At 72.5% G+C, this 26455-nt stretch carries 21 protein-coding genes; 14 read left to right on the top strand and 7 right to left on the bottom strand.

Features of this window, described 5'->3' with window-relative positions; translation table 11 throughout:
- Positions 1-123: 123 nt before the first annotated feature.
- Positions 124-780, top strand: a complete 657-nt coding sequence (locus AC0OO9_RS26520; RefSeq protein ID WP_484513165.1) for a DUF4304 domain-containing protein — start codon at positions 124-126, stop codon at positions 778-780.
- Positions 781-864: 84 nt separating this feature from the next.
- Here the strand turns inward: AC0OO9_RS26520 and AC0OO9_RS26525 are convergent, their stop codons facing one another.
- The 5 genes from AC0OO9_RS26525 to AC0OO9_RS26545 all read right to left on the bottom strand — a co-directional run bounded on the left by AC0OO9_RS26525 (position 865) and on the right by AC0OO9_RS26545 (position 9163).
- Positions 865-3936, bottom strand: coding sequence for a hypothetical protein (locus AC0OO9_RS26525; RefSeq protein WP_484513167.1), 3072 nt, complete (start codon positions 3934-3936; stop codon positions 865-867).
- Positions 3937-3980: 44 nt separating this feature from the next.
- A complete protein-coding gene (locus AC0OO9_RS26530; protein ID WP_484513169.1) occupies positions 3981-5312 on the bottom strand; it encodes an SMI1/KNR4 family protein in 1332 nt (443 codons plus the stop codon).
- Between the two features lie 68 nt (positions 5313-5380).
- Positions 5381-6805 (bottom strand): cellulase family glycosylhydrolase, encoded by a 1425-nt coding sequence (locus AC0OO9_RS26535; RefSeq protein ID WP_484518057.1) that lies wholly within the window; start codon positions 6803-6805, stop codon positions 5381-5383.
- Positions 6806-7050: 245 nt separating this feature from the next.
- Complete coding sequence (locus AC0OO9_RS26540; RefSeq protein WP_484513171.1) at positions 7051-8193, bottom strand: RCC1 domain-containing protein; 1143 nt, start codon at positions 8191-8193, stop codon at positions 7051-7053.
- A gap of 460 nt (positions 8194-8653) precedes the next feature.
- Entirely contained in the window at positions 8654-9163 is a 510-nt protein-coding gene (locus AC0OO9_RS26545) for a DinB family protein (RefSeq protein ID WP_484513173.1), read from the bottom strand.
- Positions 9164-9524: 361 nt separating this feature from the next.
- Between AC0OO9_RS26545 and AC0OO9_RS26550 the strand changes: the two genes are divergently transcribed.
- Genes AC0OO9_RS26550 through AC0OO9_RS26560 form a run of 3 tightly spaced genes read left to right on the top strand, consistent with a single transcriptional unit; the run spans position 9525 to position 12006 of the window.
- Positions 9525-9818 (top strand): hypothetical protein, encoded by a 294-nt coding sequence (locus tag AC0OO9_RS26550; RefSeq protein WP_484513175.1) that lies wholly within the window; start codon positions 9525-9527, stop codon positions 9816-9818.
- Between the two features lie 51 nt (positions 9819-9869).
- On the top strand, positions 9870-11393 hold the full coding sequence (locus AC0OO9_RS26555; protein WP_484513176.1) for an MFS transporter: 1524 nt from the start codon (positions 9870-9872) through the stop codon (positions 11391-11393).
- Positions 11394-11439: 46 nt separating this feature from the next.
- On the top strand, positions 11440-12006 hold the full coding sequence (locus tag AC0OO9_RS26560; RefSeq protein WP_484513178.1) for a TetR/AcrR family transcriptional regulator: 567 nt from the start codon (positions 11440-11442) through the stop codon (positions 12004-12006).
- Positions 12007-12084: 78 nt separating this feature from the next.
- On the opposite strand, the gene AC0OO9_RS26565 is transcribed toward AC0OO9_RS26560, so the two are convergent.
- Together AC0OO9_RS26565 and AC0OO9_RS26570 are read right to left on the bottom strand one after the other, a co-directional pair.
- Positions 12085-12810 carry a DUF899 domain-containing protein gene (locus tag AC0OO9_RS26565; protein WP_484513180.1) on the bottom strand — a complete coding sequence of 242 codons (726 nt, stop codon included), beginning with the start codon at positions 12808-12810 and terminating at the stop codon, positions 12085-12087.
- Between the two features lie 116 nt (positions 12811-12926).
- Positions 12927-13925, bottom strand: a complete 999-nt coding sequence (locus AC0OO9_RS26570) for a LacI family DNA-binding transcriptional regulator (RefSeq protein ID WP_484513182.1) — start codon at positions 13923-13925, stop codon at positions 12927-12929.
- A gap of 216 nt (positions 13926-14141) precedes the next feature.
- Between AC0OO9_RS26570 and AC0OO9_RS26575 the strand changes: the two genes are divergently transcribed.
- The 10 genes from AC0OO9_RS26575 (at position 14142) to AC0OO9_RS26620 (ending at position 26433) form a co-directional block, all read left to right on the top strand.
- The gene (locus AC0OO9_RS26575; protein ID WP_484513184.1) at positions 14142-15665 is read left to right on the top strand and encodes a sugar ABC transporter ATP-binding protein; all 1524 of its coding nucleotides are present in this window, start codon (positions 14142-14144) and stop codon (positions 15663-15665) included.
- Positions 15662-16708: an ABC transporter permease gene (locus AC0OO9_RS26580; protein WP_484513186.1), complete on the top strand. Its 1047-nt coding sequence runs from the start codon at positions 15662-15664 to the stop codon at positions 16706-16708. The genes AC0OO9_RS26575 and AC0OO9_RS26580 overlap by 4 nt, the downstream gene beginning before the upstream one ends.
- On the top strand, positions 16698-17753 hold the full coding sequence (locus tag AC0OO9_RS26585) for an ABC transporter permease (RefSeq protein ID WP_484513188.1): 1056 nt from the start codon (positions 16698-16700) through the stop codon (positions 17751-17753). The genes AC0OO9_RS26580 and AC0OO9_RS26585 overlap by 11 nt, the downstream gene beginning before the upstream one ends.
- Positions 17754-17810: 57 nt before the next feature.
- A complete protein-coding gene (rhaS, locus tag AC0OO9_RS26590) occupies positions 17811-18890 on the top strand; it encodes a rhamnose ABC transporter substrate-binding protein (RefSeq protein WP_484513190.1) in 1080 nt (359 codons plus the stop codon).
- A 79-nt stretch (positions 18891-18969) separates the two neighbouring features.
- Positions 18970-20148, top strand: a complete 1179-nt coding sequence (rhaI, locus tag AC0OO9_RS26595) for an L-rhamnose isomerase (protein WP_484513192.1) — start codon at positions 18970-18972, stop codon at positions 20146-20148.
- A 37-nt stretch (positions 20149-20185) separates the two neighbouring features.
- The gene (locus AC0OO9_RS26600; protein WP_484513194.1) at positions 20186-22219 is read left to right on the top strand and encodes a bifunctional aldolase/short-chain dehydrogenase; all 2034 of its coding nucleotides are present in this window, start codon (positions 20186-20188) and stop codon (positions 22217-22219) included.
- A complete protein-coding gene (locus tag AC0OO9_RS26605; protein ID WP_484513195.1) occupies positions 22216-23652 on the top strand; it encodes a rhamnulokinase in 1437 nt (478 codons plus the stop codon). The genes AC0OO9_RS26600 and AC0OO9_RS26605 overlap by 4 nt, the downstream gene beginning before the upstream one ends.
- A complete protein-coding gene (locus tag AC0OO9_RS26610) occupies positions 23652-24407 on the top strand; it encodes a (Fe-S)-binding protein (RefSeq protein WP_484513196.1) in 756 nt (251 codons plus the stop codon). The genes AC0OO9_RS26605 and AC0OO9_RS26610 overlap by 1 nt, the downstream gene beginning before the upstream one ends.
- Positions 24404-25834, top strand: coding sequence for a lactate utilization protein B (locus AC0OO9_RS26615; RefSeq protein ID WP_484513197.1), 1431 nt, complete (start codon positions 24404-24406; stop codon positions 25832-25834). Before AC0OO9_RS26610 ends, AC0OO9_RS26615 begins: the two co-directional genes overlap by 4 nt.
- The gene (locus AC0OO9_RS26620) at positions 25831-26433 is read left to right on the top strand and encodes a LutC/YkgG family protein (RefSeq protein WP_484513198.1); all 603 of its coding nucleotides are present in this window, start codon (positions 25831-25833) and stop codon (positions 26431-26433) included. The genes AC0OO9_RS26615 and AC0OO9_RS26620 overlap by 4 nt, the downstream gene beginning before the upstream one ends.
- Positions 26434-26455: the final 22 nt, after the last annotated feature.

Raw genomic sequence — 26455 nt, forward strand, 5'->3', positions numbered from 1 at the left:
CGTGCGAGGATGCGGCCCTCGATCAGGTGCCGCAGTAGTCCCAGCAGCGACATCGTCGCGGGGAAGTCGGCGTCGGCTTGTCGCGCTGCACGGGCTTCGGTGGACGGACCGTATCGTCGGGTCGTGGCGGAACTCGATGTGGTGATGCGCGGCCTGCTGCATGACCTCGGCGTGACCTTGCACCCACGGGGCTTTCACAGCTCCGGTGCGGTGTGGCGACTGATCAGGCCTGAGGGCGTCGCCGTCATTCACAAACAGCCGTCGGAGCGGTCACGGCCCGACGCAAGAATGTTCTACATCGATACCGCGGTAGCCCCCAAGGAGTGGTGGGACTGGCTGGCTTACCGGACCGGGCAGACCCAGCCGATGAACAAAGCGAGCGATATCTACAGCATCGGCCTCATGGAACGCCGCGTGCCGTGCCCGCACCCCGCCGACAGTGACCGCGAGCGCTGGCAGGTGACAGCCGACACCGACGTGGATCGGCTGCGCGCTGATCTCCTCACTGGCGTGACGCGGGCAGCGGATCGGCTGGTGGAACTCCTGCAGCCAGGCCGCTACCTGGCCGAGCTGAACGCATTGCCCGACAAGCGGATCGGCCACTGGCCACCACTGGTCATTCTGCTCTCCGGTCGAGGACCGTCACCGGAACTGGATGCTGCCTGCGCGAAGTTACGCGAGGCCTTTGCCGAGCGGCCCCGGGCGACCGGATACGTCGACGAACTCATCGGCTGGGCGCATGCCCGCGCGTCGCGTCGAGCGCGCGGCACAACTCCATGACGGACGTCCACAGCGGCTCGCAGTGCCGCCGGCCGAGGGTCCCGGCGCGGACCCCGGTCACCAGCGGCCCCAGCCGACGGGGCTCTACGACGTCAGAGCGGGGTCGGGGTGGGACGGTCGGGCGGATTGCCGGCGGCGGCCGAGCGACAGGAGCAGACCGGCGGCGGCGAGGGCGGCTCCGGCGGCGGCGGTGTACGCGGGGAGTTGGGCGGGGATGCCCAGGTGGACGGTGATGCCGAGGATGCGGGACAGGCCCCAGGGCAGCAGCGCGAGCTGGTCGTTCCACACCGTCAGCGCGCGTTCCAGGCCCACCACCCAGACCAGGGCGGACAACACGCCGAGGGGCACGCCAGCGGCGGTGAGGGTCAGCCCGACGGCGTTCCGGCGGCGCAGGCCGTACCGGTCGCGCAGGACCACGGCGGCGGCCACGAACAGCCAGCAGAACGCCGCGAAGGCGACGGTGACGTACGCCGCGCGCAGGCCCGGCGCGGTCCAGAAGGCGAACCAGTACCCGCCCGGTCCGCGCCCGGCGAGCGCGGCCAGCAGCAGCACGCTGCGCAGCAGCGCGACGCCGCCGACCACGGCCCACAGGTGGAACGGGTCCCGCCGGCCGACGACGAGGCGTACGACGAGGGCGAACAGCGCCCACCCGCCGAGGGTGACCAGCAGGTGCGCCGGCGCGGCGAACCAGGTCAGCACGAGCCGGCTCGCGATGATCACCACGGCCGGGACCAGCCACACCAGCACCCGGTCCGCCCGCGCCCCGGCCGTCGGCAGCGCGGCGACCCGCCACGGCCGGAGCGCGCCGAGCAGCAACCCGCGCGCGGCGGCCGCGCCGAAGCCGCGCCCGCGCAGGCCGAGCAGCACCACGAGCAGGATCGACCCGAGCAACGCCCGGGCCGCCCAGGCCATCGCCGGGTCCCGGTCGGCGCGCCGCGCCCCGAGGTCGGCGGCGGTGAAGTTGTACGCGGGCAGGTCCAGGTCGGCGCCGTAGCGCTGCCGGTGCGCGTCGCGTGCGTCGTGGTACGCCGCCGCGGCCAGCCGCCAGTCGTGGCGGGCGGCCGGGGAGCCGGTGTCCAGCCACTGCGCGTGCCGCAGCACCATGGCCCGGTACGCGCCCAGCGTCCCGAACAGGTCGACCTGGTAGTCGAGCGTCGCGGTGAAGCGCCCGCGCAGTTCGGCGTCGCGCCAGGTCGCCGGGTCGGTCGCGGCGACCAGGTCGCGCATGCGCCGGGCCAGCGCGACTGCCTGCGTGCCCTCCTCGACCGCCTCGTCGACGCGGTCGCCGGTCACCGCGTAGATGCTGCCCAGCGCGGCGGAGTCGCCGGTCGGGATGTCCCACTCGAAGATCCACATCATGGGCGGCGGTTCCAGCCCGAGCGCCCGCACCGACCGGTCGGCGTACGGGCCGATGTAGAGGCCCCTGGTGACCGCCTGCCGGGACAGCGCCATGGCCTGCCCGATCGCGGCGACGGTGGCCGGGTCGCCGGAGAACGTGCGGTACGCCCAGTCGGCCGTGATCTGCGCCGGGTCGGCGTGCGGGTCCCAGGCCAGGCGGCCGACGGCGTACGTGTTGAGGTCGTAGAGCTGCCAGAAGCCGGCGCGCAGGTGCAGCGACATGGGCCCGGCGCGCAGCGGCCCGCCGTCCTGGGTCCAGTTCCAGACGCCCTCGACGTGCGGGTTGGCGGCGAGGAACGCGCGCAGCGCCTGACGGTGCAGCGGGCCGAGGTCGTTGGGCAGCGAGCCGAAGGCCTCGAACTCGCGCCGGGCCTGGAACTCCACGATGCGGCGGTGCCCGCCGCCCAGCAGGGTGGTGTTCAGCGGCAGGTGGCTGTAGAAGTCGCCCAGGGTGTACTTGGTGGACACGATCAGGTGCGGGTCGTCGAGCCCGCCGAGCACCCGCGCGTACGACTCCGGGTTGGTGTGCAGGTCGCCGACGGCGCCGACGCCCACCGTCCAGGTGCGGAAGATGATCTCCTTGCCGGCCGCGCCCGCGGTGTCCAGCAGCGCCCGCAGCATCGCGCGCACGGACGTCTCCGTGGTGACCGCGAGCCTCGACGAGTAGTCCCAGCCGGTCCCGGCGTACACCTCGCCGCCCTCGCCGACGCGGACCATCAGGCCGTCGACGAACGGCATGCTCTCGAACAGCTCGGCCAGCCCGGCCTGGTAGACCGCCCACAGTCGAGGGTCGGCCACGTGGAGGCCGCCGACGGTCCGCGTGAGGTACGCCTCCAGCGGGGGCGACACCGCGAGCATGTCGGTCAGCAGGAAGACCCGCACGCCCATGTCCTCGGCGTACCGGAAGACGGGGCCGAACGCCGCGACCATCGCCCGCGCGCGTTCGACGTGCGGGTCGCCGGGCGGGTAGACCGCGCGCCCGTCGCCGACCTTCGCGAACGTGACGTACTCCAGGAAGCCGGGCACGACGATCCCGTTGAATCCCTGCGCGACCGAATGGTCGACGAACTGCCGGAACTGCGCGTCGATGCGGGCCACCGCGCCGGCGTCCACCCACGGCGCGCCGGGCAGCACCGCCGACCCGACCACGTCGGTGTTCAGGCCGTAGTCGTCGCCGGCGGCGAAGGCGGCCGGGGCGGGCTCGCGCCCCACCGAGCCCGCGTCGGTCAGCCGCAGGCCGAGCCGGGGGACGACCACCCGACCCGCGTCCGCCGCGGGGAGCGCCTCGGCACCGGAGCGGATCCGGTCGGCCAGCCGGTACATCCCGGCTGCCACGCCCGCGACGTCGCCGCCCTGGACGGCCAGCTCGGCGCCGTGCACGTCGAGCCGGTACGACTCGGGCGCCCCGCCGAGGGTGGCCAGCACGCCCGCCCGCAGCGTCGTCACCGCCGACAGGTCCGGGGCCGCGCCGGTGCCCGGCGCGGCCGTCGCGGACCTGGCCGGGCGCGGCGCGGCCGGGGCGAGCACCGGCCTGGGCAGGCCGCGGGAGACGACCGCGTCGGCCACGGCGGTCGCGGCCTTCCTGACGCGCGGCTCGTCGGGCACGACGAGGGACGCCAACGGCGGGACCGGTGCGGGCGTCCGCGCCGGGGCGGCGACGGCGTCCTCGAGCGGCACGGCGGCGGGGGAGTGGCTCAGCCCCAACGCGTCGCCGACGCCCCAGGCCGTGGCCGCGCCGAGCGCCAACAGGACCGCCACGGCGACGAACAGCGGGTACGGCCCGCGGGCCCGAGCGACGGCGATCAGAGCTGCACCGGAACGTCGATCACCTGGATCGGCTCCTGTTTCCAGGCCGCCAGCAGACCGTTGACCACTTCGACCGTGTCGGTCCAGCCGGCACGGCCACTCAGGCCGGCGGCCAGCAGGGTCGACGGGACCTGCCCGGCGCGCAGCAGCTGCTGCCAGCCCGCGACGTCGAGCTGCAGGTATTCCAGCGCGGGCAGCTCGGTGACGGCGGAAAGGTTGGCGACGACGGCGGATTCGGTGACCAGGGTGCGCAGCCGGTGGCCGGCCAGCGCGGACAGGTCGGAGGGCACGGCTCCGGCTCTGACGTACAGCACCTCGGTCTCCGGCTGGACATCGGCGAGCGTCTTTCCGCTGCGCGATCCGACCCGCACCAGCAGCCCGCCTTCCGGACCCAGCTCCGCCAGGGTGGCGGGCCGCTCGGTGAGCAGCTCGGTCAGCGAGGGCGCCAGCCAGTGGGCGCCAGCCGACATCTCGTGGTCCACGAACAGCACCTGGCCGAACGTCCCCTGCGGCCCGGGGGCGAGGTCGATGACGTACAGGTTGCCGCCGCCGTCCTCGCCGACCACGAACCACGCCGGCGAGGCCGCCAACTGCTGCATCCGGCCGTGCGGATCGGGCGCGACGACCTCGGTCGCGCCGTAGCTCCAGGACAGGTACCGGGCCTGCGGTTCCAGATAGGCGCGGGCGGCGGCGTCGGCCAGCGGCACGATCCGCAAGCCGTAGAAACGCTCCCGGTCGGCGGGCCGCAGGACCAGGGTGCCCTCGGCCGCGGCGAGGAAGAGCGCCCGGACGTCATCGGGCAGCGCGACGCCGAGGCCCGCCTCCGCTGCGGCCAGCTCCGACGGGTCGGCCCCCCGCGCGTCCGGCAGCAGCTGTCGGACCAGCGCGGTGACCGTGGCCGCGTCGGCGCCGGCGGAGGAGGCCACGTCGTAGCGGACCGGCTCGCGGCGGTACGGCTCCGGATGCGCTCCCGCGACCAGGTGCACGTCCTCCAGCAGGTCGCTGCCCATCCCGAACGACACCTGCGGTGCGCTGGGGACGATGCTCACCGCCGCCGCCCCGGAGCGCGTCGTGACGCCGCGCACCGCGACGGCCTGCCCGCCGGTCAGCTCGGCCAGCGATCCGAGCATGTCCGTCGGCTGCTCACCCCACTCCAGGTCCAGCCCGGGGAGGCGGTGGTCGCCGTCGTAGGCGATCGAGCCGCCGAACGTGTCCGGCGCCATCGTGCCGCGGAACTCGGCCTCCCCTGCCCCGGGGGGCATGCTGTTGCGCAGCGCGGTCACGAACGGACGCCAGGCATCGGCCTGAAACAACGTAGCGTCGATCATCGCCCGATCGTAGGCGGCGGGTCGGACGACCCGGCAGGTCCGGCCGGCCATCTCCGTGAACGGCACACCTAGAAGGTGTCGGGGGTGCGGATACGGTCGCGGATCCAGGCGCCGGCCGGCTTGAGGCGGCTGGTGCCGCCGAACTGGCCGCTGCCGCAGGTGCCGGTGGTGAAGACCGCGCCGGAACGGAAGTCGTCGGAGAAGTTCCAGTTGGTCCAGCTGATCTTCTTGCTGGCCATCAGGTCGAGGTAGCGCTGGGCCATGGCGAAGTCGTTCGGGCCGTCACCGGAGTAGTCCTGGGTGCCGAACTCGGTGACGAACAGCGGCAGCCGGTCGGCGGCCCGGGCGAAGGTGTCGTAGTACGCGTTGCCGTGCGAGGCGGCGTAGAAGTGGAAGACGTACATCAGGTTGCCGCCGGCGACCGGGTTCGCCGCGATCGTGTCCACCCCGCCGCCGCTGCCGGAGACGCCGAGGGAGGACCAGTCGGGGGTGCCCACCAGCACCACGGCCTCCGGGTCTCGGCTGCGGATGACCGGAATGATCTGGTCGGCGTAGCTCTTGATGGCGCTCCACGCCACGCCGTTGGGTTCGTTGGCGATCTCGTAGAGCACGTTGACCTTGTCCTTGTGCCGGTCGGCGATCTCGGCGAAGAAGGTGCGCGCCCGGGTCAGGTTGTGGTTCGGGTCGCCGGGGCTGAGCATGTGCCAGTCGACGACGGCGTACATGCCCCGGGCGGTGGCCAGCTCGATGTACTGGTGCACCAGGTCGGTGAAGCGGCGCGGGTCGGTCTCGTACCCGCCCTCCTGGATGTACATCGAGATGCGCAGCACGTCGGCGTTCCACTCCCTGGCGAGCACGTCCAGGGAGGCCGGGGTGGCGCAGTTCGCGTACCACTGGATGCCGTGCGTGCTCATGCCGCGCAACTGGATCGCCCGGCCGTCACGGTTGCAGAGCTGGCGACCGCAGACCCGGAGCTGGCCGTTGGCCGCGACCGGCGAGACGCCGGTCGGCGGCGGCGTCGTGGGCGGTGCGGTCGTCGGCGGGGGAGTGGTCGTCGGCGGGGGAGTGGTCGGCGGCGCGGTGGTCGGCGGCAGGGTGGTGGGCGGCGTCGTGCCGCCGGCGCAGGGCTGGCCGTTGAGCGTGCAGCCGGTCGGGGTGCCGGTGCCGGTGGCGACGAAGCCGAAGGTCACGGAGGCGCCCGGGGCGACCGTGCCGTTCCAGGACAGGTTGGTGAAGGTGTGGTGCTGGCCGGTTCTGGTCAGCAGCGTGTCCCAGTGCGATCCGACGGTGGTGCCGGCGGGCAGGTCGAACTCCAGCCGCCACGAGGTGATCGTGCTGCTTCCGGAGTTCGTGATCCGGTAGCTGCCCTCCCAGCCGGAGCCCCAGTCGTTCACCTTGGTGAAGCTCGCGGTCGGTGCCGCTGCCGCGCCGGCGGTGCCGGTCAGGGTCAGTGGTGCCAGCGCCACCGCCGCCAGTAGGCCGGCGGCCAGGATCGTTCTGCCGCGAAGTCGCACGGGGCACCTCCGGTGGTCGGGGAGGGAATCTAGTGCCATCGAACTATAAAGACAGTTAATTATTAATGCAATGAGATCCAACCCCGGTCGGGTCGGCGGTCCCGGCCGCGCCGCCCGTACCCGTAGTCGCCCTCCCCGATCTCACTGCGCGACTCGGCCGATGGTGCGGTGCCGTCGGTCCGCGGCGGCGCGGACCGACGGCACCGCTCGTCCACCGGCGGCGGTCAGCTGGAGAAGGCCACCTGTGCCGGGGTCGACCGGTGGGTGGTGGTGCCGTCGCCGAGCTGCCCGAACGAGTTGTCGCCCCAGCACCACAGGCTGCCGTCGGCGCGCAGCGTGCAGGCGTGGTAGGACGCGGCGAGGCTGTCCGTCCAGGTGGTGGCGCTACCGACCCGGGTCGGGGTCGACCGGTGGGTGGTGGTGCCGTCGCCGAGCTGCCCGGACGCGTTGTTGCCCCAGCACCACAGGCTGCCGTCGGTACGCGTCGCGCACGACGAGTCGATGCTCGTCTCGACCCTCGCCCAGGTGGTGCCGGTGCCGACCTGGAGTGGGGTGGTCTGGAAGCCGACGCCGCCGCCCACCTGGCCGTACCCGTTCTCGCCCCAGCACCACAGCGTCCCGTCGGCGCGGACCGCGCAGGTGTGCACGTACCCGGCCGTCACGCCGGTCCACGTGGTCGCGGTGCCCACCTGCGTCGGCGTCGCCCGGTAGTCCCGGATGCCGAGACCGAGCTGCCCGTCCGAGCTGCTGCCCCAGCACCACAGGGTCCCGTCGGTGCGGGTGGCGCAGGTGTGCGCGTACCCGGTCGTGACGCTCGCCCAGGTGGTCGCCGTGCCGACCTGCACCGGGGCGGTCGCCTGATAGGGGCTCGCGCCGGTGCCCAGCTGCCCGTGGCGGTTCTGGCCCCAGCACCACAGGGTGCCGGTGGTCTGGACGGCGCAGGTGTGGTTGGTGGCGGTGCTGACGCTGGCCCAGGTGGTGGCGTCGCCGATCCGTACGGGGCTGCTCCGTTTCGTGGTCGTCCCGTCGCCGAGCTGCCCGTTGTTGTTGCTGCCCCAGCACCACAGCGTTCCCTCCGTGCGTACCGCACAGGTGGTGCTGATGCTGGCGTCGATACGCGCCCAGGTGGTGGCGTCGCCGATCCGGACCGGAGCGGTCCGGTCCGTGCTGGTCCCGTCGCCGAGCTGGCCGTAGAAGTTGTTGCCCCAGCACCAGAGTGCGCCATCGGTGCGGATCACGCAGGTGTGCAGGTTGCCCGCGGCGACCCGGGACACCGGCCCGGCGGCGACCGAGGCGTTCGGCGTGCCCCGGTCGACAGAACTGACGCCCGCCGTGGCCGCACCCGCCGTGACTCCGATTGTCAGCACGGTGATCCCGACAGAGGCCGCTGCCGCGACAGCGGCCCGGGCTGCCCGCCGCCATCGCGTCCGTAGCCGCCCCACCCGATTCTGGTTCATGATCTGCTCTCCCTGGACATCGTCGGTTTCGTGTGGTGGAGGCGGCGTTGCCCCGACAGGTCACCAAGACCCGTCACTTCACATCGATGAAACCCTACATTGACATACGTCAGTGCCGCTCCCTCGGGCCTCTGTCGACCGGCCGCTTCCTGACCGCTCGGCGCCCTGGTGGGGTGGCGGCCGGGGGCGTCGCGGGGGTGCCGGAGCCGGGCGAGCGGATCATCGGTCCCCCTGGCTGTCTGACGCCGGGACGGCAACCGCGAGCCGGCGAGGCTGGCGGGAGCAGGTCGTCCCACCATCTGCTCGGTGTCCGGCGGCGCCCGCCAGGCCGACCTCCGGACCACTGCGTCGACGACGCAGTGCCGATGACCTAGCGGGATGCCTCCGACCGCGCGGCGCGGCGGATGTCGAGCAGGTGATGTTCGCCCTCGTGAACGGTGTGTCGGCCGAGCCACAGCAGCGTGCGGGCCTGCGGTCGCGGCCACGGGTAGACCCCGGTGCGGGCGAGTTCCGCAGGACCGAGCACGCCGAACCGGGCGGCCAAGTCGTCGGCGGCCGCGCCCAGCGCCGCCAGCACGGTCGCGGGATCCTGCTCGTTGTACGCCTCCGCCACGGCGCGCTCGTCGCGTCCCATCGGGGCGAACTCCGGCTCCTCGACGCGCAGCGCCAGCGCGAGGCGTTCGGCCTGCACGCCGAGCACGTCGCGGACGTGGCAGGCGTACTCCAGCGGCGACCACACCCCCTCGGCCGGTCGCCGGCGCACCTGCCGCACCTCGGCGAGGGCGGCTGAGTATCGCCCGCCGAGCGTGCGCAGGAGCGGCGGCAGTTCGTCGGCGGAGACGCCGGCGTAGTCGAAGCCGCACTCGTCGCACCGGTCCACAGGCCGAGGCTAGCGGCGTTCCCGTCCGCCGTCACGCCCCCTCACGGGCGCCACGCGGCGGTCGGGGAGGGACCCGCCCGGAAACGTGGCGGCCAGCGCCGTCGGCGGCCGCCACAGTCCGGGCTCACCCGGTCGGGCGGTCGGTCCGGCGGTCCACCCGGGACGGCGGGAAGGGCGTGGTGCAGCCGGCGCGGTACGGCCCACCGCACAGTTCCCTCGGCCCACCCGGTCCGACCGTGCCGACCGTTCGGTCTGACGCTCAGTCACCAAGCCACACAGGCGTTGTGAGTAATCTCCGCGATCGATGTGCTGGCGCGGACCAGCGCCGTCGGTGACGGCCATCGGACGAACGAGGTGTCTCATGGTGGCTCTACGACGGCTGCTCGCGACGGCGGTGACCGCCGCGCTGGCCAGCGGCCTGACCAAGGAGGACGTCGACCTCGGCGCCGGCACCCGGCTCACCAGCTCGGTGAGCACCAGCGGCGGCGACCACCTGCTGGACGTGCTGCTGACCACGAAGCGCGAGGTGGCCGACAAGCGGACCCTGCTGGGTCGGAAGGCCGTCGGCGACGCCGACCTGCGGCGCGGGGGAGCCGGCGGGTGGCCGACCAGCGCCGGCACAGCCTTCCCCCTCACCCCACTAGTTGTACGGTAGTCCTAATTGAACTATCGTACAACTGCTTGCAGGTCGATCGAGGAGGAGCTGATGAGCGGACGAGCCACCGCATCCGCGGGCACGCGGGCGTGGGCGGGGATGGCCCTGTTGGCGCTTCCCACGTTTCTGCTGGGACTGGACGTGACGGTGCTGTATCTGGTGCTGCCGGCCATGGCGGCCGACCTCGCGCCGTCGGCGACGCAGACGCTGTGGATCATGGATGCCTACGGCTTCCTGCTGGCCGGGTTCCTCGTCACGATGGGCACCCTGGGGGACCGTGTCGGACGGCGCCGGTTGCTGATGATCGGGATCGCTGCGTTCGCGGCGGTCTCGGTGCTCGCGGCGTTCGCGCCGAGCGCCGAGCTGCTGATCGCCGCACGCGCCCTGCTGGGGGTCGCTGGTGCGACGCTGATGCCGTCCACGCTGTCGCTGATCTCGAACATGTTCCCTGACGCGCAGCAGCGCGCGGTGGCGATCGGGGTGTGGGCCACGACGTTCGCCGCCGGGATGGCGGCCGGGCCGATCGTCGGCGGTGTGCTGGTCGACCGCTTCTGGTGGGGTGCCGCATTCCTGTTCGCGGTGCCGGTCGCGGCGATCGTGCTGTTGGGGCGGGCGCTGCTGCCGGAGTACGCGGACCCGCATGCCGGTCGGCTCGACCTGACCAGCGTGGCATTGTCGCTGACGGCGATCCTTCCGATCGTCTATGCCGTCAAGCACGCTGCCGGCGAGGGCTTCGATGCCAGCGTCGTCATCGCCGTGGTGGTGGGGGTGATCGCCGGCACGGCGTTCTGGCGCCGGCAATCCCGCCTGGCCGACCCGCTGCTGGATGTCTCCCTGTTCAGGAACCGGGCATTCAGCGTCGCGCTGACCGTGCTGCTGGTCGGACTCGTAGGTATGGGCGGCACCATGTACCTCGTCACGCAGTACCTGCAACTGGTGGAAGGGTTGAGTCCGTTCGTGGCGGGCCTGTGGATGGGGCCACCCGCGCTGGCGATGTTCGCCGCCGGCATCGGCGCGCCCGTGCTCGCCCGGCGCATCCGGCCGGGCTACGTCATGGGCGGCACACTGGGCGTTTCGCTGGTCGGCTATGCCCTGTTGGCTACCGCCGGCCTGGACGACGAGCTGCCGGTGGCCGCGGGGTTCGCATTCGTCTACCTCGGCCTGGGCGCGATCGCCGCCCTGGGCACCGACATCGTCGTCGGCGCCGCACCGGCGGCGAAGTCCGGTTCGGCAGCGTCGCTGTCCGAAACCGTCCAGGAACTCGGCATCGCCATCGGCGTGGCCATCCTGGGAAGCCTGACCACCGCCATCTACCGCACCCGCCTGACCGTGCCAGCCGGCCTGTCCGACGGGGAAGCGACGGCACTGACCGACAGCCTCAGCAGCGCCGTCGCGATCGCCACCGACCTCCCACCCGCCGCGCTGGTCGATGCCCAGCTCGCCTTCACCACGGGGCTGAACGTCGCCACCGTGGTCGCCGGGTTCTCGATCGCCGCCGCCACGGTGCTGTGCCTGCGCATGCTGCGCCACGTGCCCCAACTCGGACGGGCGCAGCACACCGACGCCGACGTTTGAACGATGGTCCGACTATCCTCGGGATGGGAGTCGTGAGGAGGTGGAGATGGCCGGCAGGGACGAGCCCGAAACCGCCGACGGACGCTTCGCCCGCGGCGCGAGACGCCGGGCCGAGATCATCGAGGCCACCCTGGCGGTTGTCACCCGTGACGGCGCCGCAGGCGTCACCCACCGCACGGTCGCCAAACAGGCCGGCATCACGACGTCCTTGAGCACCTACTACTTCACCACCCTCGACGACCTGCTCGTCGCCGCCCTGACCAGCGTCGCCGACGCCTACACCGCCCGCATCCGCCAGATCATCGACAGCCCCGGCGACAAGCTCGCCGGCCTGGCCGAACTCATCGCCGAGACCGCCGGTGCGGGCCGCGAGCGTGCGCTGGCCGAACGGGAACTCGCCACCCTCGCAGCCCGCAGGCCCGTGCTGCGGCCCGTGGCGCGCCGGTGGCGGGAGAACGTCGCCGAACTCTGCGCCGCCCTCACCGACGACCCCGTCGCCATCGCCGGAGTGGTGGCTGCCTCCGACGGGCTCTGCACCGCGATACTCCTCGACAACGGACCCGCCGACCCGGAGCACCTTCGCGCCGTCCTGCAACGAGCACTCCAGAACTGACCATCTCGGCGCGCGGCTGGACATCCTGTGCCAAGCGCTGGGACCACTGGCCGATGTCGAGGCCGGATACCTGACGCGTCAGGGGTGCGGGGGTGCTGCGTGGTGTGCGCACGGGTCAGCCTCGGCGCCGTAACGGTCGTGCAGCCGCATCCAGGAGTAGGTCGACTCCTGCGGCCACCCTTCGGGGGAATCCTCCCAGGACTCCTGCCGCCCGTAGGGGGTGAGGTCGAGGAGGTCGAAGACGAGCATGAACGGCTCCTCGCCCCGGGCGAACGTCGACCACGAATGGAATATGCGGTCGCGGCGTCGGATGAAGACGCTGATCGCCTGCCGTTCCTCACCGTCCTGGGTGGCACCGAAGTCGTCGTTGAAGCTCGTCCCTCCGGAAGACACCCACGGCAGTTTCCATCCCATCCGCGTTCGGAATGCCGTGAGCTTCTCGATCGGTGCACGGGACACGAGCGCGAACGATGTACGTCGCGCCTGCAGGTGGCTGAGAGGGCCGATGTGATCGGCCATCATCGAACAGCCGTCACATCCTTCCTCCCAGTCTCCGGCGAACATGAAGTGCTGCACGATGAGCTGCGGCCGGTCTCCGAAGAGGTCGAGGAGACTCACCGGGCCTTCGGCCCCTTCGAAGACGTAGGGGGTGGTGACCTCCACGACGGGCAGCCGCCGCCGCATGGCCGCGACGGAGTCCTTCAGCCGCGTGAGCGCCTTCTCCTGCAGGAGAAGCACGCGCCGCGCTTCCGCCCACGCTTCGGCATCGACAACGGGAGGCAGAGGTAGGTCGATCTCTGTCATGTGATGCTCCGTCCGCTTGTCGTACACCTTGTCAAAGTTGTGTTCGGCCCGTCAGCTCAGCGGACCAGGGCGGAGGGTGGCGGCGTGGACCGGGGGGCGTGCTGCCGTGGCGCCGGTCAGTTCCGACGGTGCTCGCTGGAGCGGCGTACGACGAGTTCCGGTTGGAACACGACGTGCCGGTGCCGGTGCGTCTCCCCGGCGTCGGCCTCCTCCAGCAGCAGTTGGGCCGCGGTGCGGCCGAGTCGTTCACGCGGTTGGCGGACCGAGGAGAGCGGGACGGCGGCGGCCCCGGCGAACTCGATGTCGTCGTAGCCGACGATCGCCACGTCGTCGGGCACCCGCAGCCCTCGGCCGGTCAGCTCCTGCAGCACGCCGAGGGCGATCAGGTCGTTGGCGCAGAACACGGCGGTCGGACGCTGCCGGGCGGGCAGGGCGAGCAGTTCCTCGGCGGCCCGCCGACCGGCAGCCACGGTCAGCGTGGTGGTGGCCGCCACGCGTAGCTCGACTGTGGAGTTCCCTTCGGCCAGCGCGGCGGCGGCGCCGGCGTGCCGGTCGGCGACCTGCTGGATGGAGAACGGGCCGCCGAGGTAGGCGATGCGGCGGTGCCCCTGCTCCAGCAGGTGCTCCATGGCCAGCCGGCCGCCGGTGACGTCGTCGACCGCGACCGAGCACCGGCTGGCCTGGCCGGAGCCGCGGTCGACGAGCACCACCGGGATGCCGCGCTGGTGCAGCCGTTCCAGGTCGGGCTGGCGGCCGTGGCCGACCGGCGTGATGAGCACGCCCCGCACCCGCTGCTCCTCGAGCAGTTCGAGGTGCCGGCGTTCCCGGGCGCTGTCCTCGCCGCTGTTGCAGACCACGAGCATGGCCCCGGCCTGCTCGATCACCCGTTCCGCGCCACGTACCACGTCGGTGAAGAAGGGGTTGGCGACGTCGAGGACGACGATGGCGACGGTGCGGCTGTGGCCGGCGCGAAGCTGCCGCGCGGAGTCGTTGCGCACGTAGCCGAGTTCGGCGATGGCGTCGAGGACCCGCTGCCGGGTGGCGGGGGTGACGCTGTCCGGCCGGTTGAGCACGTTGCTCACCGTGCCCAGGGACACCCCGGCATGCCGTGCCACCTCCTTGATGCTTGCCCCTGCCATGGCTTCCTTACCGGTCGTGCTCGCATCCCCCGTCCGGGACGCCCGATCGGGGGCAGTCTATCGCCTCTTAAAACGTTTCAGGCGGATGGCCGAGACGTGGTCGAGAGATGCCCGCGAACCCTTGACGCATCGATGAGAGCCCACCTACCGTCCTAACCCAGGTCCACGTGAAACGATTCAGAAGGGGGTCGGATGAGCCCCGACGCCGGCGGTACGGACGGGCCACCGCTGCTCGTCCTCGACGACATCAGGAAGTCGTTCGGCGCCGTCGCGGCGCTCCGGGGGGTCCATCTGGAACTCCGTTCCGGTGAGGCCCACGCGCTGGTCGGTGAGAACGGTGCGGGCAAGTCCACCCTCGTCAAGATCCTCGCCGGTGCGCACGCCCCGGACTCCGGCCGGCTGACGCTCGACGGCGAGCCGCTGGTGCTGCGCGGGCCCGCCGACGCCCGAGCCGCCGGCATCGCCGTCATCCACCAGGAGCCGACGCTGTTCCCCGACCTGACCGTCGCGGAGAACATCTACATGGGTCGGCAACCGCTGCGGAGCCTGCGCCGCATCGACACCCGGGAGATGAACCGGTCCGCCGAGCGGCTGTTCGAGCGTCTCGGCGTCCGGATCGACCCCGCCCGCCCGGCGCGCGGGCTGTCCATCGCCGATCAGCAACTCGTCGAGATCGCCAAGGCGCTGACCTTCGACGCCCGGGTCTTGGTGATGGACGAACCCACCGCCGCGCTCTCCGGCGTCGAGGTGGAGCGACTGTTCTCCGTCGCCCGGTCGCTGTGCGAGCGGGGCGCGGCGGTGCTGTTCATCTCGCACCGCTTCGACGAGGTGTTCGCGCTGTGCCAGCGGCTGACCGTGCTGCGCGACGGAGCGTGGGTCTCCAGCGACCGGACCGCCGAGCTCACCGTCGACGAGGTGGTGCGGCGCATGGTCGGCCGGGACGTCGACTCGCTGTTTCCGAAACAGGAGGCCGAGCTGCGCGACACCCTGCTGGAGGTCCGGGGCCTCAGTCGCGCCGGCGTCTTCGCCGACGTCTCCTTCAGCGTCCGGGGCGGCGAGATCGTCGCCCTGGCCGGGCTGGTCGGGGCCGGGCGCAGCGAGGTCGCGCGAGCCGTCTTCGGGGTCGACCGGCCGGACGCCGGCGAGGTCCGGGTCGCGGGCGCACTCCTGCCCCGGGGCAAGCCGGGCGCGGCGATCGCCGCCGGGATGGCGCTGGTCCCGGAGGACCGGCGCCAGCAGGGCCTGGTCATGGAGCTGTCGGTCGAGCGCAACGCCACCCTGGCCCGCCGGGGCGCGCTGTCCCGGCTGGGTCTGCTGCTTGGCGGCGCGGAACGGGCCGAGGCGCGGCAGTGGACCCGCCGGTTGCAGGTCAGGACCGCCCGGCTCGCCGCACCGGTGGGCACCCTGTCCGGCGGCAACCAGCAGAAGGTGGTGCTCGCCAAGTGGCTCGCCACCCGACCAGGGGTGCTGATCGTCGACGAGCCCACCCGGGGCATCGACGTCGGCACCAAGGCGGAGGTCCACCGGCTGCTGTCCGAGCTGGCCGGCGAGGGGCTGGGCATCCTGATGATCAGTAGTGAGCTGCCCGAGGTGCTGGGCATGGCCGACCGGGTCCTGGTCATGCACGAGGGGCGCGTGGTCCGCGAACTGACCCGCGACGAGGCCGACGAGACGTCCGTCATGCTCGCCGCCACCGGTCAGGGAGCAACCGCATGAGCCGCACCGACACCGGCGCGACCGACCTGATCGCCGCCACCGTACGTCCCGGCGGCGGGCTCGCCCAGCGACTGCTGGCCGTACGCGAGCTGAGCCTGCTGCTCGCGCTCGCCGCGCTGATCCTGGTCACCACGCTCCACAACGACCGCTTCCTCAGCGGCCAGAGCGTCAAGGACCTGCTGCTGGGCTGCACCATCCTGGTCATCCTGGCAGTCGGCCAGACGCTGGTCATCGTCACCCGCAACGTGGACCTGTCGGTCGGATCGGTCCTGGGGCTGGTCGCGTTCGCCACCGGCGAGCTCTTCCTCGCCGCGCCCGGCACTCCGTGGCCGGTCGCGGTGCTGCTGGGCATCGCCCTCGGCGCCGTGTGCGGCGCGGTGAACGGCGGGCTGATCGCGGTCGCCCGGGTGCCCGCGCTGGTCATCACGCTCGGCACGCTCTACGCCTTCCGCGGCATCGACTACTACTGGGCCGCCGGGCGGCAGATCAACGCCGCCGACATGCCCCGGGAATTCCTGCGCCTGGGCAACCAGACCGTGCTCGGCGTACCGCTGCTCTTCCTGGTCGCCGTGACGGTGGTCGCGGTCGCGGGCTTCTACCTGCGCTCCTACCGCAGCGGCCGGGAGCTGTACGCGATCGGCTCCGAGCCGGCCGCCGCCCGGCTGTCCGGCATCCCGGTCGGCCGGCGGGTGTTCGCCGTCTTCGTCGCCAACGGCGCGCTCGCCGGGCTCGCCGGCGTGCTCCATGCGGCCCGGTTCGGCACGCTCGACGCGGCCGCCGGCACCGGCCTGGAACTCCAGGTCGTCGCCGCCGCGGTGGTCGGCGGTGTGGCGATCTTCGGCGGCAGCGGGAGCGTGTACGGCGCGGCGCTCGGCGCCGTGCTGCTGACCACGATCGGCAGCTCACTGGCAGTCCTGCGCATCGATCCGTTCTGGCAGCAGGCCGTGGTCGGCGCGCTCATCCTCGCCGCCGTCGGCCTCGACCGGCTCCTGGCTCTGCGGACGGCGGCCCGGCTCCGAGGGAGAAGCGCCCATGGCGCATGACAGCCTGTACACCGCCCCGCCCACCGGCGCCGAACGCGAACCCGGACGCCTGGCCGGCCTGCGTGGCCGGCTGGGCTCGTGGGACACGGCGATCGTGGCCGCGCTGGCGATCGTCCTGGTGCTGGCCAGCGTGGCGGTACCGAACTTCGCCACCGGCCGCAACACCCAGTTCCTCCTGCTCGACCTGGTGCCGCTGGCCCTGCTGGCGCTGCCGATGACCCTCATCGTGGTCACCGGCGAGATCGACCTCTCGGTGGCCAGCATGGTCGGCCTGTGCAGCGCCCTGCTGGGCCGGCTGTGGCTGTCCAGCGGGCTGGCGCTGGAGCTGATCTGCCTGCTCGTGGTGCTCACCGGCGCGCTGATCGGGGCGGTCAACGGGTTGTTCGTCACCGGCTTCGGCCTGCCGTCGCTGGCGGTCACCATCGGCACCCTCGCGCTGTACCGCGGACTGTCGTTCGTCCTCCTCGGTGACCAGGCGGTCGCCGACTTCCCGGCCGACTGGACCGCCGCCGTGATGCAGCCGGTCCCGGGCACGTCCATCCCAGTGATGGTCGTCCCGGTGGCGGTGCTGGCGCTGGTCTTCGGCGTCGTCCTGCACGCCACGCCGATCGGGCGGGCGCTCTACGCGATGGGCAACAACGACGAGGCCGCGACGTTCGCCGGCGTCTCCGTGGCCCGGACGAAGTTCTGGCTCTTCGTGGCCTCGGGGGCGATCTCGGGGCTGGTCGGCATCTTCTGGACGCTGCGCTACGCCAGCGCCCGCGGCGACAACGCCACCGGCTTGGAGTTGACCGTGGTGACCGCCGTGCTGCTCGGCGGCGTGTCCATCTTCGGCGGCCGGGGCGCGCTGCTCGGCGTGCTGGCCGGTGTCCTGCTCCTCGGTGTGCTGCGCAACGCGCTGCAGCTCGCCGACGTCGACGCCAACGCCCTGACCATCGTCACCGGCTCGCTGCTCATCGTCTCGGTGGTCCTGCCCAACGTGGCCGCGGACCTGCGGGCCCGCCTGCACCGACGACGGCAGCGGGCACAGGTCACCGCACCGTAACGCTCCTTCCCCCCCCCGCACCCACACGTCCCCCACCCCCCCCGAAAGGCAGAGGACATGCTCGTCTCCCGCCGGCTCCGTCTCGGAGCCACCGCCCTGACCCTCGGCGCCCTCGTACTCGGCACCACCGCGTGCGGCGGCACCACCCGCGACAACTCCGGCAACGACGGCGGCGGGAGCCAGGCCAGCGGCGCCGCCGACCCGAACGCCGCGGTCAAGGAAGGGCTCAAGATCGCCTTCCTGCCCAAGCAGCTCAACAACCCCTACTTCACCGTCGCCGACAGCGGCGGCAAGGAGGCGGTCACCGAGATCAAGGGCGAGTACAAGGAGGCCGGCCCCTCCGAGGCCAGCGCCTCGTCCCAGGTCAGCTACATCAACACGCTCTCCCAGCAGGGCATGGACGTCATCGTGACCTCGGCCAACGACCCGAACGCCATCTGCGGGGCGCTCAACCAGGCGAAGGCCGCCGGCGCGAAGATCGTCACCTTCGACTCCGACACCAAGCCCGAGTGCCGCCAGGTCTTCGTCAACCAGGTGACCGCCCAGGGCATCGCGGAGAACCAGGTCAAGCTGATCTCCGACCAGATCGGCGGCGAGGGTGAGATCGCCATCCTGTCGGCGACCGCCAACGCGACCAACCAGAACGCCTGGATCGAGCTGATGAGGACGGAGCTGAAGAAGCCCGAGTACAGCAAGATCAAGCTGGTCACCGTGGCGTACGGCAACGACGAGGACCAGAAGTCCTTCCAGGAGATGCAGGGCCTGCTCCAGTCGTATCCGAACCTGAAGGGCGTCATCTCGCCGACCACCGTCGGCGTCGCCGCCGCCGCCCGCTACCTGAGCGGCTCCCAGTACAAGGGCAAGGTCAAGCTGACCGGTCTCGGCACCCCGAACCAGATGCGCCAGTACGTCAAGGACGGCACCGTCGACGCGTTCGCCCTGTGGAGCCCGGCGGACCTCGGCTACCTCGCCGCCTACGCCGGCGCGGCGCTGGCCTCCGGCCAGATCACCGGCGCCGAGGGGGAGAAGTTCAAGGCCGGCAAGCTCGGCGAGTTCACCGTCGGCAAGGACGGCGTGGTCGTCCTCGGTCCGCCCACCATCTTCGACAAGAACAACATCGACCAGTTCCAGTTCTGACGGCCGGCCGCTCGATGCGGCCGCTGGACGAGATCGTCAACCTCGAGGCGCAACCCGCCGCCGGGACGGGAGAAACCCCATGACCCAGAACGACGCGACCCGCGACCGGGTCAAGCAGGCGCTGCGCGCGCAGCGCATCGAGACCCCGTCCTGGGCGTACGCCAACTCCGGCACCCGGTTCAAGGTCTTCGCCCAGGAGGGTGTGCCGCGCGACCCGTACGAGAAGGTCGCCGACGCCGCCGTCGTGCACCGCCTCACCGGGGTGGCACCGACCGTCGCGCTGCACATCCCCTGGGACCGGGTCGACGACTACGCCGACCTGGCCCGGTACGCCACCGACCAGGGCGTCACCCTGGGTGCGATCAACGCCAACGTCTTCCAGGACAACGACTACAAGCTCGGCAGCGTCACCAACCCCGACCCGGGCGTACGCCGCAAGGCCGTCGACCACCTGCTCGAGTGCGTGGACATCATGGACCGCACCGGCTCCCGCGACCTGAAGCTCTGGTTCTCCGACGGCACCAACTACCCCGGCCAGGACGACCTGCGGACCCGGCAGGACCGACTCGCCGCCGCCCTGCGCGAGACCTACGACCGGCTCGGCGACGACCAGCGGATGCTGCTGGAGTACAAGTTGTTCGAGCCGGCCTTCTACGCCACCGACGTGCCCGACTGGGGCACCGCGTACGCGCACTGCCTGGAACTCGGGCCGAAGGCGCAGGTCGTCATCGACACCGGGCACCACGCACCGGGAACCAACATAGAGTTCATCGTGGCGTTCCTGCTGCGGGCCGGCAGGCTCGGCGCGTTCGACTTCAACTCCCGCTTCTACGCCGACGACGACCTCATGGTCGGCTCCGCCGACCCGTTCCAACTGTTCCGCATCATGTACGAGATCGTCCGCGGCGACGCCCTGCACCCGGAGGCCGGGATCGCCTTCATGCTCGACCAGTGCCACAACATCGAGCCGAAGATCCCCGCAGTCATCCGCTCGGTGCTCAACGTGCAGGAGGCCACCGCCAAGGCCCTGTCGGTGGACGCAGACGCGCTCGCCGCCGCCCAGCGGGCCGGTGACGTGCTCGCCGCGAACGCGGTGCTGATGGACGCGTACAACAGCGACGTGCGGCCACTGCTCGCCGAGCTGCGCGCCGATCTGGGCCTGGACCCTGATCCGATGGCCGCGTACGCCCGCTCCGGCTACTTCGACAGGATCCGCGCCGAACGTGTCGGCGGGCAGCAGGCCGGCTGGGATGCCTGAGCGCCACCTGAGCAACGCAGACGAAGGACGAGAGACGATGCATTCCGAGGTTCAGGCACTCGTGGCCCGCAGCAACCGGCTCGGCGCCGACCCGACCACGACCAACTACGCCGGCGGCAACACGTCCGCAAAGGGTGTGACCGTCGACCCGGTGACCGGCGGGCCGGTGGAACTGCTGTGGGTCAAGGGCTCCGGCGGTGATCTCGGCACCCTCACCGAGGCCGGCCTGGCGGTGCTGCGGCTGGACCGGCTGCGCGCCCTGGTCGACGTCCATCCCGGCGTCGAGCGGGAGGACGAGATGGTCGCCGCGTTCGACTACTGCCTGCACGGGCGCGGCGGCGCCGCCCCGTCGATCGACACCGCGATGCACGCACTGGTCGACGCCCCGCACGTCGATCACCTGCACCCCGACGCCGGCATCGCGATCGCCACCGCAGCCGACGGACCGGAACTCACCAGGGAGATCTTCGGCGACCGGGTGCGCTGGGTGCCGTGGCGCCGGCCCGGCTTCCAGCTCGGTCTCGACATCGCCGCGGTGGCGAAGGCCCACCCGCAGGCGATCGGCGTCGTCCTGGGCGGCCACGGCATCACCGCCTGGGGTGCCACGAGCGAGGAGTGCGAGCGCAACTCGCGGGAGATCATCAGAGTCGCGCAGGCGTACCTCGACGAGCGGGGCCGGCCCGAGCCGTTCGGCCCGGTGGTCGCCGGATACGAACCGCTGCCCGAGGCGCGGCGGCGCGCCCGCGCCGCCGCGCTGGCGCCGGTCCTGCGCGGGCTGGCCTCCACCGACCGGCCGCAGGTCGGGCACTTCACCGACAGCGACGCCGTGCTCGACTTCGTGGCCCGCGAGCGGCACCCGGCGCTCGCCGCGCTCGGCACTTCCTGCCCGGACCACTTCCTGCGCACCAAGGTCCGCCCGATGGTGCTCGACCTGCCGCCGTCGGCGCCGGTCGAGGACGCCGTGGCGCGGCTGCGGGAGCTGCACGCCACCTACCGTGACGACTACCGCGCCTACTACCAGCGGCACGCCGGTCCGGACAGCCCGCCGATGCGCGGCGCGGACCCGGCGATCGTCCTCGTCCCCGGCGTCGGCATGTTCAGCTACGGCGCGAACAAGCAGACCGCCCGGGTCGCCGGCGAGTTCTACGTCAACGCGATCAACGTGATGCGCGGCGCCGAGTCGGTGTCGACGTACGCGCCGATCGACGAGGCGGAGAAGTTCCGCATCGAGTACTGGGCGCTCGAAGAGGCCAAGCTCGCGCGGATGCCCGAGCCGAAGCCGTTGGCCACCCGGATCGCGCTGGTCACCGGCGCGGGATCCGGCATCGGCCGGGCGATCGCCCACCGGCTCGCCGCCGAGGGCGCCTGTGTGGTGGTCACCGACCGCGACGGCGCCGCCGCCGCGACGGTCGCCGACGAGTTGGGCGGCCCGGACGTCGCGATGGCCGTACCGCTCGACGTCACCGACGCGCCGGCGGTGGCGGACGCGGTCCGCGCGGCGGTGCTGGCCTACGGCGGCCTGGACCTGGTGGTCAACAACGCCGGGCTGTCACTGTCGAAGTCGCTGCTGGACACCACGGAGGCGGACTGGGACATCCAGCACGACGTGATGGCCAAGGGTTCCTTCCTGGTCTCGCGCGAGACCGCCCGGGTGCTCATCGACCAGGGCATGGGCGGCGACATCGTCTACATCTCCAGCAAGAACTCCCTGTTCGCCGGCCCGAACAACGTGGCGTACGGCGCGGCCAAGGCCGACCAGGCCCACCAGGTGCGGCTGCTCGCCGCCGAGCTGGGTGACCACGGCGTCCGGGTCAACGGCATCAACCCCGACGGCGTGGTACGCGGCTCCGGCATCTTCGCCGGCGGCTGGGGCGCCCAACGCGCCGCCGTCTACGGCGTGCCGGAGGAGAAACTCGGCGAGTTCTACGCCCAGCGCACCCTGCTCAAGCGGGAGGTGCTGCCGGAGCACATCGCCAACGCCGTCTTCGTGCTCACCGGCGGGGACCTGTCCCACACCACCGGGCTGCACATCCCGGTGGACGCCGGCGTCGCGGCGGCCTTCCTCCGGTGAGCGGCGTCGTCGGCGTCGCGGCGGTCGACCTCGGCGCGTCCAGCGGCCGGGTCATGGTCGGTCGCGTCGGCGCAGGTCGGGTGGAGCTCACCGAGGCGCACCGGTTCCCGAACGAGCCGGTCCGCGCCGGTGGCACCCTGCACTGGGACATCCTCGGGCTGTGGCGCGGCGTCCTCGACGGCCTGCGTGCCGCCGGGCCGGTGCGCAGCATCGGCGTCGACTCGTGGGCGGTCGACTACGGGCTGATCGACGCCTCCGGCGCGCTGCTGGGCAACCCGGTGCACTACCGCGATCCGCGCACCGACGGGGTCGCCGAGCGGGTGGCCGGGAAACTGGGGGAGGACCGGCTCTACGCCACCACCGGCCTGCAGCGACTGCCGTTCAACACGCTCTACCAGCTCGTCGCGGCGGCCGGCACCCCGCAGCTCGACACCGCCCACCGGCTGCTGCTCATCCCCGACCTGATCACCTACTGGCTCACCGGCCGGCTCGGCGCCGAACTCACCAACGCCTCGACCACCCAGCTCTACGACCTGCGCCGACACGCCTGGGCCACCGACCTGATGGCCGAGGCCGGCATTCCCGCCGACCTGTTCCCGGCCCTGCACCCACCGGGCACGCGGATCGGTCCGGTCCGGTCCGACCTCGGCCTGCCCGGCACACCCGACGTGGTGGCGGTCGCCTCGCACGACACCGCCTCCGCGGTCGTCGGCGTGCCGGCGACCGGCGACCGGTTCGCGTACATCTCCTGCGGCACCTGGTCGCTGGCCGGCGTCGAACTCGACGCGCCCGTGCTCACCGAGGGCAGCCGGACGGCCAACTTCACCAACGAGACCGGGATCGACGGCACCACCCGCTACCTGCGCAACGTGATGGGCCTGTGGCTGCTGCAGGAGTCGCTGCGCACCTGGGGCACGGCCGACCTGCCGGACCTGCTCCGGCGGGCGGCCGGCGAACCGGCCTTCCGGTCCGTCATCGACCCGGACGACCCGGTGTTCCTGCCGCCCGGGGACGTGCCGGCCCGGATCGCCGACGCCTGCCGCCGTGCCGGCGAGCCGGTGCCGGACAGCCGAGCCGCCACGGTCCGCTGCATCCTGGACAGCCTGGCGCTGGCCCACCGGCGCGCCGTCCGTCAGGCCCAGGAGCTGTCCGGCCGCGACGTCCACGCCGTGCACGTGGTCGGCGGCGGCGCCCGCAACGACCTGCTCTGCCAGCTCACCGCCGACGCCTGCGGGCTGCCGGTGGTCGCCGGGCCGGTCGAGGCCACCGCGCTCGGTAACATCCTGGTGCAGGCCCGCGCCGCCGGCGCCGTCCACGGTGACCTGCCCGCGCTGCGGGCGCTGCTGCGCGAGACCCACCACCTCGTCCGGTACGAGCCGCGGGATGACGGGGCGGCCTGGGCCGCGGCCGAGGCACGGATGGGTGGTGGATGATGCGCGTCGCGCTGTTCGTGACCTGCGTGGCCGACACGCTGTTCCCCCAGGCGGCGGTCGCGACGGTGCGGCTGCTGGAGCGCCTCGGTCACGAGGTCGTCTTCCCCGAGGGGCAGACCTGCTGCGGCCAGATGCACGTCAACACCGGCTACCCGGACGACGCGCTGCGCCTGGTCCGCCGGTACGTCCGCACGTTCGCCCCGTACGACGCGGTGGTGGCTCCCTCCGGCTCCTGCGTCGGCTCGGTGCGCCACCAGCACGCCATGGTGGCCCGGCGGGCGGGTGACGAGCGGCTGGCCAGCCGCGCCGAGAAGGTCGCCGGGCACACGTACGAGCTGTCCGAGTTCCTCGTCGACGTCCTCGACGTCACCGATGTCGAGGCGTGGTACCCGCACCGGGTGACCTACCACCCGACCTGCCACTCGCTGCGGATGCTGCGGGTGGGGGACCGGCCGCTGCGCCTGCTGCGCGCGGTGCGGGGGCTGGAGCTGGTGGAGCTGCCCCAGGCGGAGCAGTGCTGCGGCTTCGGTGGCACGTTCGCGCTGAAGAACGCGGACACCTCCACGGCGATGCTCGTCGACAAGATGCGCCACGTGCTGTCCACCGGCGCGGACGTGTGCGCCGCCGGGGACGCGTCCTGCCTGATGCACATCGGCGGCGGGCTGTCCCGGCTGCGCGCCGGCGTACGCACCGTGCACCTGGCCGAGATCCTGGCCAGCACCGAAGCCGACCCGGCCACCGGAGGCACGCGATGACCGAAACCTTCCTCGGCATGCCCGCCACCGCCCCCCGCGGCGTCGGTCACCTGCGCGGCGACGAGCCCTTCCCCGCAGCGGCCCGGCGCGGCCTGGCCGACCCGCAGCTGCGTCGCAACCTCGGCCACGCCACCGCCACGATCCGGGCGAAATCGGCGGCGGTGATCGACGAGGTCCCGGACTGGCCGCAGCTACGGGCCGCCGGGCGGGCGATCAAGATTGACACCATGGCCCGCCTCCCCGAGCTGCTGGAGCAGCTCGAAGCGGCGGTCACCCGCGCCGGCGGGACGGTGCACTGGGCCGCCGACGCGGTGGCGGCCAACCGGATCGTCACCGACCTGGTCCGGGCCGCCGGCGCCGACCGGGTGATGAAGGTCAAGTCGATGGCCACCCAGGAGATCGGCCTCAACGAGGCGCTGGAAGCCGCCGGGATCGAGCCGGTCGAGACCGACCTCGCCGAGCTGATCGTGCAGCTCGGCGACGACCGGCCGAGCCACATCCTGGTGCCGGCGATCCACCGCAACCGGGCCGAGATCCGGGAGATCTTCCTCCGGGCGATGCCGGGCGTCGACCCGGCGCTCACCGACGAGCCGGCAGTCCTGGCCGCCGCTGCCCGCCGGCACCTGCGGGAGACGTTCCTGAGCACCCGGGTGGCCGTGTCCGGCGCCAACTTCGCCGTCGCCGAGTCCGGCACGCTCGCGGTGGTCGAGTCCGAGGGCAACGGGCGGATGTGCCTGACCCTGCCGGAGACCCTGATCACCGTCATGGGCATCGAGAAGGTCGTCCCGACCTGGCGTGACCTGGAGGTCTTCCTGCAACTGCTGCCCCGGGCCTCGACCGGGGAACGGATGAACCCGTACACCTCGATGTGGACCGGAGTCACCCCCGGTGACGGCCCACAAGCCTTCCACCTGGTGCTGCTGGACAACGGGCGCAGCGCCGTGCTCGCCGACCCGGTCGGCCGGGAGGCACTGCACTGCATCCGCTGCTCCGCCTGCCTCAACGTCTGTCCGGTCTACGAACGCACCGGTGGGCACGCCTACGGCTCGGTCTACCCGGGGCCGATCGGCGCGGTGCTCTCCCCGCAGCTCACCGGCGTCGCCGACAACTCCTCCCTGCCGTACGCCTCGTCGCTCTGCGGCGCCTGCTTCGACGCCTGCCCGGTGCTGATCGACATTCCGTCCATCCTGGTCCACCTGCGCGCCCAGGCGCCCCACCCGCGTGCCGAGGCGGCGACGATGGCCGCCGCCGCGTACACGATGGACCACCCCGTCTTGTACGCGGCCGCGCAGCGTGCCGCGAAGCTCAGCCGGCTCGCCGGCCGACGCGGCCGAGGGCTGCCGCCGCCGTTGTCCGGCTGGACGGCCAGCCGCGACCTGCCGGAACCGCCACCGCGGACGTTCCGTCAGTGGTGGGCCGGACGGTGAGCGCACGGGACCTGGTTCTCGGTCGACTGCGCGCCGCCCTGGGTGAGCCCGGACCGGCGCGGGCCGGGGTGCCGCGCGACTACCGGGCCGCCGGAGCCGTCGCGACCGACCTGGACGTGTTCGTGGACCGGCTCACCGACTACCGGGCCACGGTGCACCGGTGCCCCGACGCGGACGTCGCCCGGGTGGTCGACGAGGTGCTCGGCGGCCGGCAGGCCATCGTGCCACCCGGGCTGCCCGGGCACTGGCTGCCGGACACCGTCCGCGCGGTGCCCGACGGCGACCTGACGGCGGCGCGGATCGCCGCCGCCGACGGTGTCGTCACCGGGGCGGCGCTGGCCGTCGCCGAGACCGGCACCATCGTGCTCGACGGCGGCCCGGACCAGGGCCGCCGGATCATCACGCTGCTGCCCGACACGCACGTGTGCGTGCTGCGGGCCGACCAGGTCGTCGCGACAGTGCCGGACGCCGTGGCCCGCCTCGATCCGCGTCGGCAGCTCACCTGGATCAGTGGACCGTCGGCCACGAGCGACATCGAACTCAACCGGGTCGAGGGCGTCCACGGCCCCCGGAACCTTCATGTGATCCTGACGGCCTGAGGAGCGGCCCGGGGCCACGAAC

It is taken from the genome of Micromonospora sp. USAFONa4, assembly GCF_057197825.1.

Excerpts from the sequence above, each read along its gene's own strand:
- AC0OO9_RS26530 (WP_484513169.1), bottom strand. The coding sequence starts at position 5,312 with ATGATCGACGCTACGTTGTTTCAGGCCGATGCCTGGCGTCCGTTCGTG.
- AC0OO9_RS26550 (WP_484513175.1), top strand. The coding sequence starts at position 9,525 with ATGGTGGCTCTACGACGGCTGCTCGCGACGGCGGTGACCGCCGCGCTG.
- AC0OO9_RS26555 (WP_484513176.1), top strand. The coding sequence starts at position 9,870 with ATGAGCGGACGAGCCACCGCATCCGCGGGCACGCGGGCGTGGGCGGGG.
- AC0OO9_RS26560 (WP_484513178.1), top strand. The coding sequence starts at position 11,440 with ATGGCCGGCAGGGACGAGCCCGAAACCGCCGACGGACGCTTCGCCCGC.
- AC0OO9_RS26565 (WP_484513180.1), bottom strand. The coding sequence starts at position 12,810 with ATGACAGAGATCGACCTACCTCTGCCTCCCGTTGTCGATGCCGAAGCG.
- AC0OO9_RS26575 (WP_484513184.1), top strand. The coding sequence starts at position 14,142 with ATGAGCCCCGACGCCGGCGGTACGGACGGGCCACCGCTGCTCGTCCTC.
- AC0OO9_RS26580 (WP_484513186.1), top strand. The coding sequence starts at position 15,662 with ATGAGCCGCACCGACACCGGCGCGACCGACCTGATCGCCGCCACCGTA.
- AC0OO9_RS26585 (WP_484513188.1), top strand. The coding sequence starts at position 16,698 with ATGGCGCATGACAGCCTGTACACCGCCCCGCCCACCGGCGCCGAACGC.
- rhaS (WP_484513190.1), top strand. The coding sequence starts at position 17,811 with ATGCTCGTCTCCCGCCGGCTCCGTCTCGGAGCCACCGCCCTGACCCTC.
- rhaI (WP_484513192.1), top strand. The coding sequence starts at position 18,970 with ATGACCCAGAACGACGCGACCCGCGACCGGGTCAAGCAGGCGCTGCGC.
- AC0OO9_RS26600 (WP_484513194.1), top strand. The coding sequence starts at position 20,186 with ATGCATTCCGAGGTTCAGGCACTCGTGGCCCGCAGCAACCGGCTCGGC.
- AC0OO9_RS26610 (WP_484513196.1), top strand. The coding sequence starts at position 23,652 with ATGCGCGTCGCGCTGTTCGTGACCTGCGTGGCCGACACGCTGTTCCCC.
- AC0OO9_RS26615 (WP_484513197.1), top strand. The coding sequence starts at position 24,404 with ATGACCGAAACCTTCCTCGGCATGCCCGCCACCGCCCCCCGCGGCGTC.